This window comes from Peptoclostridium litorale DSM 5388, assembly GCF_900141635.1.
Classification (GTDB): Bacteria; Bacillota; Clostridia; order Peptostreptococcales; family Peptostreptococcaceae; genus Peptoclostridium; species Peptoclostridium litorale.
On record NZ_FSRH01000004.1, the window covers coordinates 1 to 14,149 of the forward strand.

A 14,149-nucleotide genomic window follows, 5' to 3' on the forward strand; every position below is an offset into this window, starting at 1 on the left:
CCTGCAGGAGTTACATGTGCGGGAGACCTTGCTAAAATGGGATACGAAATAACAGTATTCGAGGCGCTTCACGAGCCAGGCGGAGTTCTTCTTTACGGAATACCAGAATTCAGACTTCCAAAAGAAGACGTTGTAAAGCCAGAGCTTCAAAACCTTGAAAAGCTTGGAGTTAAAATAGAGACAAACGTAATAGTTGGAAGAACTATAACAATAGACCAGCTTCTTGGAGAAGAAGGATTCGACGCCGTATTCATAGGATCTGGAGCGGGGCTTCCAAAATTCATGGGAATAGACGGAGAGAACCTGAACGGAGTATTCTCGGCGAACGAGGTTCTTACAAGAAACAACCTTATGAAGGCGTTCAAAGAAGACTACGACACTCCAATAAGACCAGGAAAGAAAGTTGCAGTAGTGGGCGGAGGAAACGTTGCTATGGACGCTGCAAGAACTGCGCTAAGACTTGGAGCTGAAGTACACGTAGTGTACAGAAGATCAGACGCCGAGCTTCCAGCGAGAGCTGAAGAAGTGCATCACGCTAAAGAAGAGGGCGTAATATTCGACGTTCTTACAAACCCAGTTGAAATCCTCGGAGATGAAAACGGATGGGTTAAGGGAATGAAGTGCGTGAAAATGGAGCTTGGAGAGGCTGACGAGTCAGGAAGAAGAAGACCTCAGGTTATAGAGGGATCTGAATTCATACTTGACGTAGACACAGTAATAATGTCACTTGGAACATCTCCAAACCCACTTATAACAGACACTACAAAAGGACTTGATGTAAACAAGTGGGGCTGCATAGTTGCTGACGAGGCTGACGGACAGACTTCAAGAGAAGGAATATTCGCAGGTGGAGACGCTGTTACAGGAGCGGCTACAGTTATACTTGCAATGGGCGCTGGAAAAGCGGCTGCTGAAGCTATAGACAAATACGTAAAGAGCAAGTAGTGATTATTTAAGCGTGTAAAAAATAAATGTGTAATAAACAAAAGCCAGTCGGGTATTTATAAAAATATCCGGCTGGCTTTTGTTTTGTAGCAATATTGGTTACAATAATAGGGATATATTTACTCCATAGCTGCATGTAGTTCGTACAAAAACATACAAAATAATACTAAAACATATTAAAGGTGAAAAAACAGGGGCAATTGTATGTCAAAAATTTAAATGATATATACTATAAAAGAGGTGAAAATAAAATTGAATTATGAACATATCTTTAGAACCAAGTGTTTGCAAGGCGTTCGAGGATCGGATTAAAAGTGGATAAATGTCAAAAATATATGGCATTATTGCGGCATTTATATTAAAATATAATATGTTGCGTGATACATAAACATATTTTAAGGAGTGGTCATTTTGGCAACGAGTTCGAAATTCAATAGAAAAGACATAAATTCAAAAAATCCAATATTTTCACAGATAAGGACTACCATAGAGACTGCATTTTTGGGAAATAACATCATAGATTTAAATTCGCTCAAAGAGGCGTACAAGCTTGCAAAAAATTCACCAGGCACTGTAGTAACCGATATGCCCGTACACAATCCTGAGGATTTAGGGCTCGATCCAGATGCAAAGATACTTCTTTTCAATGACGGGGCTGTAAATGGAAGATGTGCAGCGGCAAGAAGGATAATAGGGGAGCATAATGTAAGCCAGGATGAATATGCCACAAAGCTGAGGGATGCAATATACAAGTCAAGATATAAAAAGCTCTACCATGCACAGGCCTACATAGGGCTTGACAAGGACTTTATGGTAAGGGCGCATCTTTTGGTTCCGGAAGGCCATGAAAACATAGCATACAACTGGCTTTTGAACTTCCAATATGTAACTGAAGAATATGTGGATATGTATGAGGCTTCAAAGATCATCGAAAATGAAGGTGACATATACGTATTTTCAGACCCTGACTGGCAGCACGATGAGCATCCGATGGGACTTACGCTGTTTGACCCTACGCACAACTGCGCTGCGCTTCTCGGCATGAAATATTTCGGTGAACACAAAAAAGGAACTCTGACACTTGCTTGGGGCTGTGCAAACAGGAATGGGTTTGCCGCATGCCATGCAGGCCAAAAGAGATATAACCTTAAAGCTGGGAAAAAATTCGTAGCAGGAGTGTTCGGACTTTCGGGTTCAGGAAAATCAACAATAACGCATGCAAAGCACGATGGAAAATACGATGTAACGGTGCTTCACGACGATGCATTTGTGATATCCACTGAAAATGGATCTTCAGTTGCACTTGAGCCATCATATTTTGACAAGACCCAGGACTATCCCCTTACATCTGATGACAACAAGTATCTGATAACGGTTCAAAACTGCGGAGCGGCACGGGATGAAGACGGCAAGATAGTCATAGTCACAGAGGACATAAGAAATGGAAACGGAAGGGCCATAAAGTCAAAGCTGTGGGCGCCAAACAGGGTGGACAAGTTTGAAGAGCCTGTAAACGCCATATTTTGGCTTATGAAGGATCCTACACTTCCTCCGGTTCTTAAAATAAAAAGCTCAGTGCTTGCAGCGACAATGGGGGCTACGCTTGCTACAAAGAGAACCACTGCGGAAAGGCTGGCTCCGGGAGTAGATCCAAATGCGATTGTAGTTGAACCATATGCAAATCCTTTCAGGACATATCCGCTGGAGAATGACTATGAAAAATTCAAGATGTTGTTTGAAAGCAGGAATGTTGAGTGCTATATACTGAACACGGGATTTTTCATGAACAGAAAGATTCCTAAGGAAGTAACCCTGGGCATACTTGAAGAGATAGTCGAAGAAAAAGCCAGCTTCAAAAACTGGGCGGAATTTTCAAACATAGACATACTTGAAATAGACGGGTTCATTCCAAACATGAAAGACAGCGACTATGTAAGCCAGCTTTCAAAAAGGATTCATGACAGAATCAAATTTCTTAATGCAAAGTCTGTAGAGGGCGGAGGGTTCGACAGGCTGCCTGAAGAGGCCGTTGACTCGCTTATAGACATTATGAACGAACTCAATAGCATGAGATAAAAAATAATATATTTACAACACATTGAAACAGGGGTATAATTATTTTTAAGAAGAGAATAATTTTGATTTTAGAGCTGGAGGAGCCTGTAAAGACAGGCTGAGAATGTGATGTTATCGCTTACTCCCACCACCTGATTTGGTTAATGCCAACGTAGGGAAGCTTGCTGTTTGTGTTGTCATGACATAACCAGGGCTTGCCGTTTGGCAGGCCCGTTTTTAATTTACAAAACTAAATAGAAATTGCAAAAAAACTGGAGGAGTCTGTAATTACAGTCTGAGAGTGCGGTGTTACCGCTTACTCCTATCACCTGATTTGGTTAATGCCAACGTAGGGAATGTTTTTATGAACGTTGTTTAAACAGGCCCTGGAGTCTGTTTTTTTATTGGAAAAAAATGAGAGGAGATGAAAAGGTGATTGTAAACGGCAAAAACATGGAATTCGATGGAGATATAAGTGTGAAGGACTTGCTGTCACATATGAACGTGGACGAAGACGTTGTAGTTGTAGAAGTGGATTTTGAAATACTGCCAAAGGACAGTTATGAAACTCATATCCTTGACGAGTCTTCAAGGGTTGAAATAGTTGCATTTGTGGGAGGGGGCTAAATGGAAAAGAAAATCAGGGAAAAACTTTCAGGATGCACAGTAGGCATAGGAGGCCTTGGGGGGCTAGGCTCGAGCATTGCCGTGCTGCTTGCAAGAAGCGGCATTGGAAGGCTAATACTTGCAGATTTTGACGTTGTGGACGAGAGCAATATATACAGGCAGCAGTACATTAAAACTCAGATAGGTATGAAAAAGACAGATGCAATAAGGCAGATAATCGAATGGATAGACGACAGGGTTCAAGTAGACACATTTGATGAAAAACTAAGCGGCACTCGCGCCTGCGAGATATTCGAGGATGCGGACATAGTCATAGAGGCTTTTGACAACCCAAAGAGCAAGGCCGACATGGTTGGGGCGGTTCTAAAAAACACAGGCAAAAAGATTGTCTGCGCATCTGGAATTGCAGGACACGGCCCGGGAGACGAGATAGTTTCCAAAAAGGTGCTTTCAAATCTTTATGTCGTAGGAGATGGGGGCAGAGGCATAGTAGAAGGCGAAAAGCTCATGGCTACAAGAGTTGCAATAGCTGCAAGCAAGCAGGCTCATCTAGCGGTGAGGATTATGATTGGCGAAGAGGAATAATGTTGTATAACAATGTATTATAGGCAAGCGGTGATATAAACGTCCGTACGTCTTTTGCTTTGGAGCTGCTTGACATCTCATTCTGCCTGACAGCCGGGAACCGTTTGAAACTCGCTACGCTCAAACAGTCAAAGGTTCCAGTCGGCTCGCGGGCAGAATTTCAATGAGCAGCTCTTCAAAGCTCCAGAAAGCCGGACTGATTCATACCACACACATGCCTTGCTGAAGTTTTGCAGTATAAAAAAATAGAGACTATAGGAGGATTAACATGGACAAGTTGAAAATAGGCGGAGTTGAGCTTGAAAACAGGCTTTTTATAGGAACGGGAAAATTTCCAAACAAGAACATGCTGAGCAGCGTGATAGAAAGCTGCAAAAGCAAGGTAGTGACAATAGCACTTAGAAGGGTCGACACAAGCAGGCAGGAAAACAACATACTAGAATATATTCCAAAGGATATGATACTCCTTCCAAACACGTCGGGGGCGAGAACTGCGGATGAGGCCGTTAGGATAGCGCGCCTTGCGAAGGCCATGGGCTGTGGAAACTGGATAAAGATAGAGGTCATATCAGACAACAAATACCTTCTTCCAGATAATGAAGAGACTATAAAGGCGACCAGAATACTTGCGCAGGAAGGTTTTGTTGTGCTTCCATACATGAATCCGGACCTCATGAGTGCCAAAAAGCTTGTGGAGGCGGGAGCCGCAGCTGTAATGCCTCTTGGAGCGCCTATAGGAACAAATAGAGGTATAAAGATGGAAGAGATGATAAGGATAATAATAGATGAAATAAACGAGGTGCCGGTAATAGTGGATGCCGGTATAGGGGCGCCTTCGCATGCGGCGCAGGCAATGGAAATGGGTGCGGACGCAGTGCTTGTCAACACGGCGATAGCGACGGCTAACGACCCGGCTGAAATGGCAAAGGCATTTTCAATGGCGGTTGAATCGGGAAGGATTGCCTACAGGGCCGGACTTGGAAGATCTTTGGCAAAGGCCGAGGCATCTTCTCCGCTTACAGGGTTCTTACACGAATAAGAGAAGGAGGGGTAGTAATGGGATTTTATGAAATTGTGTCAAAGTACAAGGAGTTTGAATACGAAAGGTTTTTTGAAGAAATAAAGCCTTCAGACATAGAGAGAATACTCCAAAAGGAGAGCATAGACGAACTGGAATTTCTTGCATTGATTTCACCTGTAGCAAAAAAATATATTGAGCATATGGCACAAAAGGCGAGGAGCATTTCGCTCAGGCATTTTGGAAAGGCAGTGCTTCTTTATGCTCCGATATATATATCCAACTACTGTGTGAACAGGTGCGCATACTGCGGATTCAACTGCAGCAACGACATAGGGCGAAAAAAGCTTTCAATGGAAGAAATTGAAAAAGAGGCCATAGAGCTTTCGAAAACAGGGATAAGGCATGTGCTTCTCCTGACGGGGGAATCTCCAAAGGATTCTCCAGTGGAATATGTAATAGAAGCTGCAAAGGTGATGGAAAGGCATTTTGACTCTGTGGCAATAGAGGTAAACCCTTTTACGGTTGAAGAATACAGAGCTGCAGAAAGGGCCGGAGTCGATGGAATGACCGTATACCAGGAGACTTATGACGAAGTAGTATATGACAGGGTACACCTGAGCGGGCCTAAAAAGGACTACAGATTCAGGCTGGACACTCCTGAAAGGGCATGCATGGCAAACATGAGGACAGTCAACATAGGAGCTCTTTTGGGGCTTTCGGACTGGAGAAGGGATGCCTTCATGGTAGGGCTTCATGCAAAATACCTACAGGAAAAATATCCCCATGTGGAGGTTGGTATATCGTTTCCAAGGATAAGACCCCATGCCGGAGCCTTTGAAGACGTCGCCGGGGTACATGACATAGAACTTGTACAGATAATGCTTGCGGCAAGGCTGTTTATGCCGCATGTTTCACAAAACATTTCAACAAGGGAAAGCAGGGAGTTTAGGGACAACCTCATACCGCTTGGCATAAACAAGTTTTCAGCGGGAAGCTGTACCGAGGTTGGAGGTTATTCTTCAAGTGATTCCGAGGTTGAAGCGCAGTTTCAAATATCGGATGAGAGAAGTGTAAAAGAAGTTGAAAATGCAATACTAGGCAGGGGGTACCAGCCACTGTACAAGAACTGGCAGAGGATATGATTGGAGATACGGGCATGATAATTGTGGTGTCAAGCAGCTCCATTTGCAAGGTGGATATTTCAAAGTGTCTTTTGGAGTCGGCAAAAGGCGGAGCTGATTATATCATGATAAGGGAAAAAAGACTAAGCAAAGAAGCACTCTTGGAGCTTTCACTTGAGGTTTCAAAGGCAATTGGGGAGCATGGAACAAAGCTCATAGTAAACTCCGATGTATATGCCGCAAAGCAGGTAGGGGCGCATGCTGTCCACCTTTCATTCGGAGATTTCATGAGTCTTGATAGAGACCGAATGATGAACATTAAAAAATTCATGAAAATAGGGGTGTCAATTCACTCAGCAGAGGAGGCCTCGAGAGCCGAGCATTTTGGGGCCGACTACATACTTGCCGGACACATATTCCATACAAACTGCAAAGCGGGCATTGAGCCGAGAGGGATTGAATTCATAAAGGATATAAAAGACATTGTAAACATACCCCTGTTTGCAATAGGCGGAATAAACAGCAGCAATATAACGAGTGCTATTGATGCAGGGGCTGACGGTGCCGCTGTAATGAGTATTGTGATGGAGTCAAATAGTCCGCGGGGCGAAGTGGAAAAGCTCAAAACTGCCTGCAGAGCATCGGGAAAAATAGACACAGCCAATGTGTAAAAACTTTCTTTTGGAGTATATATAGTATATGCAAATATATATGTACGGACATAATTGGCTGGGGGAATCCATATGTTTTACGAGGAAAAGACATTCGAATATCTTATATATACAATACTTACCCTAATAATAGTATTTCTTCTGGGAAGGCTTGACTTTGTCCTTATTCCGCTTAAGGATGCGGCATCTCTCATACTTGTCCCAATACTCGTGGGAGGGCTTTTTTACTATATGCTCAGACCCGTTGTGCATATGGTCGAAAAAAGGCGAATAGGAAGAAAGCATGCCGTTACGATAGTGCTTTTAGGCATGATGATAATACTTACGGGCATAGCCATATACGGGGGGAACTCAATAAGAAAAGAGTTTGCAGACTTTTACGATTATTTCAATGAGCAGATCAGCGGCGCAAGGCAAAGCACAAGGGGCATATTCGGGGAAGGAGACATACCGGTTTTATTGATTGAAAACATAACCGGATACATTGTGTCCATACTTGAAGTGATGTTTTCGAAATTCGGAAAGAACATACTAGGCCTTTTCCCGACAATCGCTGGAATAGGAACGCAGCTAATACTGATACCGTTTGCACTGTTTTACTTTTTAAAGGACGGACACAGGTTTTTGCCCATAATGCTGAATGTTTTTCCTGAAAGGCACAGGGACGATGCGAAAAAAATACTGATAGACATAGACCGGGTTATAGCTGGATATACCACAGGCCAGCTCATGGTAGCGTTTGTAATAGGGGTTCTCATGTATATAGGGTACATTATCATAGATCTTCCGAATGCGCTCGTACTTTCGATATTTGCAATGATAACCTCCATAATACCTTTTTTAGGCGCATTTTTAGGGGTACTGCCTGCACTTCTTGTCGGGATAACAATAGACATGTTTTATATAGTCAAAATAGGAATACTTTCTTTAGTGGTACAGCAGATAGAAAGCAAGTTCATATCACCCAATATAATAGGGACAAAGCTTGAGGTGCATCCTCTGACAATAATATTCATTATAATAATAGCAATATCACTTTTTGGAATCATAGGGGCTTTCATAGCGGTGCCGGCATATGCGGTAATAAAGATGCTTGCAAAATACTATATAAGAATTAAAAAGACTTCTAAGGAATAGGCGAATCGGCAAAAAAGCTGGTTTGCCTTTTTATGTTTGCGGGTATTTTTAATATGGTTTTAAAAGTACAGTTATGCCCATAAAAGGCATCTCATCCAGTGGAAATCGCAATATATAAATGTTTTATTAAATATAGACAGGAGTTAATGTTATAATATCATGAGAAATAGTATTGATTGGAGTGGTTGTATTTGCCAAATGAAATGCTTTTAAGCCAGAACAGGGACAGCATAAAGGCGTGGGAAAAATTCATAAAAAGTGATGAAATAGACAGCTCCCTTGTAAGGGATGAAATAGCGAAATCCTGGATAAGGAGCAAACAGCATGGGGTAAATCCTCATGGAAGCAACGAGGGATGCTTTTTAAGCAATGACGAATTCTTAAAGAGGCGTGAGATGTACGACCAGCTTTTGCATGCCGGCGTTCATTTTATGAAAATACTCCAAAAAACCGTGCTGGACAAGACTATAGTGATAAGGCTTACGGACAAGGACGGGTATGTGCTTGAATGCTTCAGTGAGCTTTACGAGAAGGATGAGAGCCTCATGGTGACAAAGGGCTGCAATATAAGCGAAAAATACATGGGCACGAATGCAATATCGCTTGCGCTCATAGAGGCAAGCCCTGTGCAGGTGCTTGGAGGAGAGCATTACTCCAAGGCATACCACGAGTGGACTTCGTCGGCTGCGCCCATAAGGGATGAAAACGGACGGGTGATAGGGGTCATAAGTGTTACGGGACCCTGCGACAAGGTGCATCCCCACACTCTCGGAATGGTTGTAGCCGCAGCCGAGGCAATAGAAAACGAGCTGATGCTTGAAGACATAAACAAGAGGCTCAAAATCACAAACAAGCACCTCTTTGCAATAATGGAATCGATATCAGAAGGTCTCATAGGAATAGACGAGCAGGGCATAGTGAAAGACATAAACCTGTTTGCAAGAAGGCTGCTGTCGCTTGAAGAGGCAGACATAATAGGAAATAGCATAGACCTTTTCATAAGTGAAAAGAAGTCTAGGCTTTTGAAGAATGTAATAAAAAGAGGTAAAAAGCATGAAGAAGTCGAGATGTACTTTAAAAATAAAAGAGCAAAAAAGGTGTACTGCATAGTGAGCTTCACCCCTATAATAGACTGTACTGCCGGAAATGTCGAAGGGGTGGTTGTGACATTCAGAAAGTCAAAGACAATACACAACCTTGTAAACAGGATAACGGGGGCAGAGGCGATATTCAGCTTTGACGACATTCTTGGGGAAAGCGAGCACATGCTCAGCGCAAAGAACATGGCGCTTAAGGCCGCAAAGTCAAACACTACCATACTTTTAAACGGTGAAAGCGGAACGGGAAAGGAACTGTTTGCTCATGCAATACACAATGAGAGCAAGAGGAAAAACAAGCCTTTTGTGACTATAAACTGCGGGGCCATACCTAGAGAGCTCGTGGCAAGCGAGCTGTTTGGATATGTGGAAGGGGCTTTCACAGGAGCAAAGAGGGGGGGGCATCCCGGCAAATTCGAACTCGCCGACGAGGGAACCATTTTCCTGGACGAGATCGGGGACATGCCCCTTGACGCCCAGACCAACCTTTTGAGGGTTCTCGAGACAAAAAAGATAGTCAGGATAGGGGACCACAATATAATACCGATAGATGCAAGGGTAATTGCAGCTACGCACAAGGACCTCGAGAAAGAGGTCGAAAAGGGGAATTTCAGAAAGGACCTTTACTACAGGTTGAATGTAATGCCTATAAACACCCCATCGCTCAGAAGCAGAAGGGAAGATATAAGGCTTCTCATAGATGTGTTCTTTGAAAAGTTTAATGCCAGCATGGGTAAACACTTAAAGGGAATAGACGAGAGCTTTTATTTGAGAATGAGAGGATATGACTGGCCGGGCAATGTCAGAGAGCTTCAAAACGTGATGCAGCTCGTAATAAACATGGCTGAAAGCGGAGAAATTATTACTGAAAAGCATATACCCGATAATATAAAAGGCGAGGCATTATCGGATAATGAGCAGGAAGAACAAAAGCTATATTCCCTTGAGGAAATAGAAAAGGCGGCGATAATAAACACGCTCAAAGGAACCGGTAAAAATATAGCCCTCTCCTCAAAAATACTGGGCATAGGCAGGAGCACTTTGTACAGGAAAATGGAGAAATACGGGATAGAATAGTAAAATATGCGTATCAAAATGAAACCTATGTATTGTTTTGATACGCATTATAAAAAGTATACAATGAACAATGCGTATTAAAATGACACGGATTTTACTATCTGCTTTTTACAAAAGCATTTGAAGATGTCTGATTAAAAAACAATTAAATTTATAATGGCGTGTATGCCGGCTTTGAGAGCTTTATACAAACAGCTTATCGAAGTTGGCATTATTTTTGCTATGTTATATATATACGGAATTTCAAATCAGATTTCAGCAGAATGTAATGGGCAGATTTGCAAAGCTTCCATAAATCCGAACTTCTCACACATGCACATGCCTCTAGCTGAGATTTTATATTATTCCAAAACGATATAACATTGAAGTCTGTGACATGAGTATAAAATTTTTGAAACAGAGGTGGCGCGCATGAATGATTTTTTGCTTGCAGTTCCAATAATAATACCATTTTTGATATTTGGATATATACTATTGAAAAAAGATATGGATTTTAAAAGAGCCCATAGGTATTCCCTTTCAGGCGGAGTAATCTGTATCGCAGCAATTCTTTTAATTATCTATTCTAATGACAAAATGCAGCTTGAAATACTCAAAACAGGGGAATTTTTCAAAATATATATAAATATTGACAAGATAGGGCAGCTGTTTTCAACGCTTGCATGCATACTTTGGATATTCACACTGATATATTCAATGGAGTACATGAGGGAGTATGAAAATGCAAAAATATTTTTTGCATTTTTTTCGGCAGCGCTGGGAAGCACGATCGGAATCGCATTTTCGGGAAATATGCTTACCATGTGCATATTCTACTTCATGCTTACCTTTTCTACATTTCCGCTCATGGCGCACAATGAACAAGACGGAGGAGGAATAAAATATCTGGCATATTCTCTAAAGGGAGGAGTGCTTATACTGGCTGGCATTATTGCAGTATACACGGTGAGTCCAAATATGGACTTTGCGGCCAGCGGAGTTTCGTATATTGAATCGCAAAAGCTGATACTGGCGATTGGGTTTGTTCTGATGTTTTTGGGATTTGGCGCAAAGGCGGCAATGGTTCCATTTCACTCATGGCTTGCACAATCTGCGAAGTCTCCAACGCCTGCCGGTTCTATATTCCATGCGGCTTTAGTAGTGCAGTCAGGCATATTTGCAATAATAAGGATTTCTTATTTCATATTCGGGGCAAAGCTTCTCAGGGACATGGATGTACAGTCAATTGCAATTTCGATGGCGGCTCTCACCGTACTAATGGGTTCATTTACCGCCCTTAAAAAGGAAAACCTCAAGGAAAGGCTGACATATTCGACAATAGGGCAGCTTGGATATATCCTTATTGGAGTGTTCATGCTTGATTCAAATGCCCTTACGGGAGGGATACTGCATCTTGTAAACCACGCCCTTATCAAGATAATACTTTTATTTTGTGCGGGAGCTGTGTATAAGAGCCTTGGAAAACAGGACGTGTCTGACATGAAAGGCGTAGGAAAGAAAATGCCTGTAACAATGGGATGTTTTTCAATAGCGGCTGTATCTCTAATAGGAATACCTCCGACAAACGGTTTTGTAAGCAAGTGGTATCTTGTGACGGCCAGCATAGACTCGGGAAAGACAATCGCAGCGGCGGTGCTTCTTGTAAGCGCATTTCTTACTGATTCATATTTGATGCCAGTGGTCATAAAGTCTTTCTTCTATGACTGTGAATGCAACGGTTGCAAAGAGAAAGGAGACTGCAAATTCGAGCAAAAATCGGATGAATGTGAGATGGGATTTGCTACTGTATTTTCGCTTGTGGCTTTGACTTTTGCCGCTGTGGCTATTGGAGTGTATCCTTCAGCGCTTGTAGGTTTTGTGAGTGCAATAGTAAGCGGAGTCGGACTGTAGTATTTTAAAGTTGATATTAGGGGGAGTGATATGAATATTTTTTTGATGATGTTTATACTGTTTTTTCCTGCAGCCATGGCACCTGCAGTATACTGGATTGGCAAAAGGAGCTGTGGACTTATGGATGCAGCAGTCATCGGATCTCTTGCAGCCGAAACGGCAGCTGCAGCATATATGCTTTGCGTGGTTAGATATTCTCAAATAGTATTTCATGCCCCGGGCATTATGACAACGGGTTTTGAAATGAAAATGGACAGCTTCAGGGCTGTATTTGTCCTGCTCGGAGCCTCAATGTGGCTGCTTTGCGGCATATACTGCATGTGGCATATGAAGGGGCAATCGGGAAATCAAAGGTTTTATGCATTTTACATGATGGCGCTGTCGGCGACTACGGGTGTTTTCATGTCGGAAAACGTCGTGAACATGTTTGCCTTTTTTGAAATCATGGCAATAACGTCATATGTGCTCGTAGTGCACAGCCAAGGCAAAAGCGCCCATGAATCTGGAAAGTTTTACCTTGCGGTATCAATAGTAACAGCTCTTGTGACACTGCTTGGAATAGTTGTTTTTTACACCCACTCGGGAAGCCTTTCAATAACCGATATTGAAAAGTCGACCGGGACCATGGGGAATGCAAAATATGCAGCTGCATTTCTAATGAGCTTTGGTTTTTTGGCTAAGGCATGCATATTCCCACTTCACATATGGCTTCCAAGCACTTACAGCCATTCACAAATGCCCGTTACAATAATACTTTCGACTGTGCTTTCGAAGGCGGGGATATTCGGGATAATGACAGTGGGATTCATACTCGGATGGGACAGGCATTTTTCACATGTGGTCATGGCGCTTGCACTTACAAGCATGCTGCTTGGGGGAGTGCTTGCCCTTCTTAAAACGGACGTCAAGGAGAAGCTTGCATACGGAAGCATGAGCCAGATGGGTTATATAACACTTGTAGTATCTACTGTAGGGCTTTCAGACTCTCACGGCGGAGAAGCCATTATGGCGGCTGTATACCACTGTGTAAACCATGCTCTTTTCAAAGGGGCGATATTTATGGCTTTTGGCATAATATGCGCTAAGGCTAAAAGTAGTAACGTAAACGATTTGAAGTTGACAGGAAAGGGGAACATATTCATCACGGCAACATTCATGTTCGCGGCGGCTTCGAACATGGGGATTGCAGGCAGCAGCGGCTTCGTAAGCAAAACAATGATTCACCATAGCCTGTCATACTATGAGGGCGGCATTAAGTATATGGGAACTTTTCTTGAGACGATATTCCTAATAAGCTCGGGCATCACGGCGGCGTATCTTATAAAGCTTTTCAGGGCAGTTTTCAGGCAGGATTTTGAAAGCGAGCATTCAGGGGAACATGAACCCTCGAAATCAAACGATTTGAAGTTTGCATATTTTCCTATGGCTTTGATATGCATGTTTATGATTGCAGTAGCTGTAAGGCCACACGCCATTTTGAACATTGCGGGAAGCAGCGTTATGGGAATGGATATACATCCTGGTAAAATTTATTTTTACAGCATTAAATCAGCAGCATATTCGCTGGTTGTATTTATAGTTGGAATTTTAATATATTCAATATCAAAACTAAAGACCGCTCACTTTAAAAATGGAGTCCGTATATATGTTGATCCCTCACAGGAGTGGATGCACATAAAAAATGACATCTATATGCCCCTGTGCAGGAATATTTTTTATATTTCAGACAAGGTATTTGGTGGAATAGACAGTGTTGAAATGTCTACAATAGGATTTGCTGAAAAGTGCATAGTAAAAATCAGCCAAAGGGGCAAGTTTTGCGAAAAGGCTTCAAATACGAAGAAATAGATTGATTTGGCAAGCACAGCATATTATTTCAGAATAAACCCGCTTGGATATGTGGCCTGCAATGAGGTATAATGA

11 protein-coding genes and 2 riboswitches are annotated in these 14,149 nt (G+C 42.5%); all 11 genes read left to right on the forward strand.

The window, feature by feature from the left end:
- A partial coding sequence (locus BUQ87_RS04525; protein ID WP_074210041.1) for an FAD-dependent oxidoreductase occupies window positions 1-945 on the forward strand: 945 nt, incomplete at its 5' end.
- A gap of 411 nt (window positions 946-1,356) precedes the next feature.
- Window positions 1,357-3,021, forward strand: coding sequence for a phosphoenolpyruvate carboxykinase (ATP) (locus BUQ87_RS04530; protein WP_038267493.1), 1,665 nt, complete (start codon window positions 1,357-1,359; stop codon window positions 3,019-3,021).
- Window positions 3,022-3,087: 66 nt separating this feature from the next.
- A riboswitch (TPP riboswitch) is annotated at window positions 3,088-3,196 on the forward strand.
- 68 nt (window positions 3,197-3,264) lie between these two features.
- A riboswitch (TPP riboswitch) is annotated at window positions 3,265-3,374 on the forward strand.
- 40 nt (window positions 3,375-3,414) lie between these two features.
- Window positions 3,415-3,627: a sulfur carrier protein ThiS gene (thiS, locus tag BUQ87_RS04535; protein WP_242943773.1), complete on the forward strand. Its 213-nt coding sequence runs from the start codon at window positions 3,415-3,417 to the stop codon at window positions 3,625-3,627.
- On the forward strand, window positions 3,628-4,212 hold the full coding sequence (gene thiF / locus BUQ87_RS04540; RefSeq protein ID WP_052636339.1) for a sulfur carrier protein ThiS adenylyltransferase ThiF: 585 nt from the start codon (window positions 3,628-3,630) through the stop codon (window positions 4,210-4,212).
- A gap of 268 nt (window positions 4,213-4,480) precedes the next feature.
- The gene (locus BUQ87_RS04545) at window positions 4,481-5,251 is read left to right on the forward strand and encodes a thiazole synthase (RefSeq protein ID WP_038267496.1); all 771 of its coding nucleotides are present in this window, start codon (window positions 4,481-4,483) and stop codon (window positions 5,249-5,251) included.
- 17 nt (window positions 5,252-5,268) lie between these two features.
- A complete protein-coding gene (gene thiH / locus BUQ87_RS04550) occupies window positions 5,269-6,375 on the forward strand; it encodes a 2-iminoacetate synthase ThiH (protein WP_038267498.1) in 1,107 nt (368 codons plus the stop codon).
- Window positions 6,376-6,389: 14 nt separating this feature from the next.
- Complete coding sequence (locus tag BUQ87_RS04555; protein ID WP_074210048.1) at window positions 6,390-7,025, forward strand: thiamine phosphate synthase; 636 nt, start codon at window positions 6,390-6,392, stop codon at window positions 7,023-7,025.
- Window positions 7,026-7,097: 72 nt separating this feature from the next.
- Window positions 7,098-8,162: an AI-2E family transporter gene (locus tag BUQ87_RS04560; protein WP_038267501.1), complete on the forward strand. Its 1,065-nt coding sequence runs from the start codon at window positions 7,098-7,100 to the stop codon at window positions 8,160-8,162.
- 191 nt (window positions 8,163-8,353) lie between these two features.
- Window positions 8,354-10,336, forward strand: coding sequence for a sigma-54-dependent Fis family transcriptional regulator (locus tag BUQ87_RS04565; protein ID WP_052636345.1), 1,983 nt, complete (start codon window positions 8,354-8,356; stop codon window positions 10,334-10,336).
- A gap of 411 nt (window positions 10,337-10,747) precedes the next feature.
- Window positions 10,748-12,226 (forward strand): complex I subunit 5 family protein, encoded by a 1,479-nt coding sequence (locus BUQ87_RS04570; RefSeq protein ID WP_052636348.1) that lies wholly within the window; start codon window positions 10,748-10,750, stop codon window positions 12,224-12,226.
- Between the two features lie 30 nt (window positions 12,227-12,256).
- The gene (locus tag BUQ87_RS04575; RefSeq protein WP_038267503.1) at window positions 12,257-14,074 is read left to right on the forward strand and encodes a complex I subunit 5 family protein; all 1,818 of its coding nucleotides are present in this window, start codon (window positions 12,257-12,259) and stop codon (window positions 14,072-14,074) included.
- The last annotated feature ends 75 nt before the right edge of the window (window positions 14,075-14,149 follow it).

Coding starts and splice junctions, on each gene's coding strand:
- thiS (WP_242943773.1), top strand. CDS start 3,415: ATGAGAGGAGATGAAAAGGTGATTGTAAACGGCAAAAACATGGAATTC.
- thiF (WP_052636339.1), top strand. CDS start 3,628: ATGGAAAAGAAAATCAGGGAAAAACTTTCAGGATGCACAGTAGGCATA.
- BUQ87_RS04545 (WP_038267496.1), top strand. CDS start 4,481: ATGGACAAGTTGAAAATAGGCGGAGTTGAGCTTGAAAACAGGCTTTTT.
- thiH (WP_038267498.1), top strand. CDS start 5,269: ATGGGATTTTATGAAATTGTGTCAAAGTACAAGGAGTTTGAATACGAA.
- BUQ87_RS04555 (WP_074210048.1), top strand. CDS start 6,390: ATGATAATTGTGGTGTCAAGCAGCTCCATTTGCAAGGTGGATATTTCA.
- BUQ87_RS04560 (WP_038267501.1), top strand. CDS start 7,098: ATGTTTTACGAGGAAAAGACATTCGAATATCTTATATATACAATACTT.
- BUQ87_RS04570 (WP_052636348.1), top strand. CDS start 10,748: ATGAATGATTTTTTGCTTGCAGTTCCAATAATAATACCATTTTTGATA.
- BUQ87_RS04575 (WP_038267503.1), top strand. CDS start 12,257: ATGAATATTTTTTTGATGATGTTTATACTGTTTTTTCCTGCAGCCATG.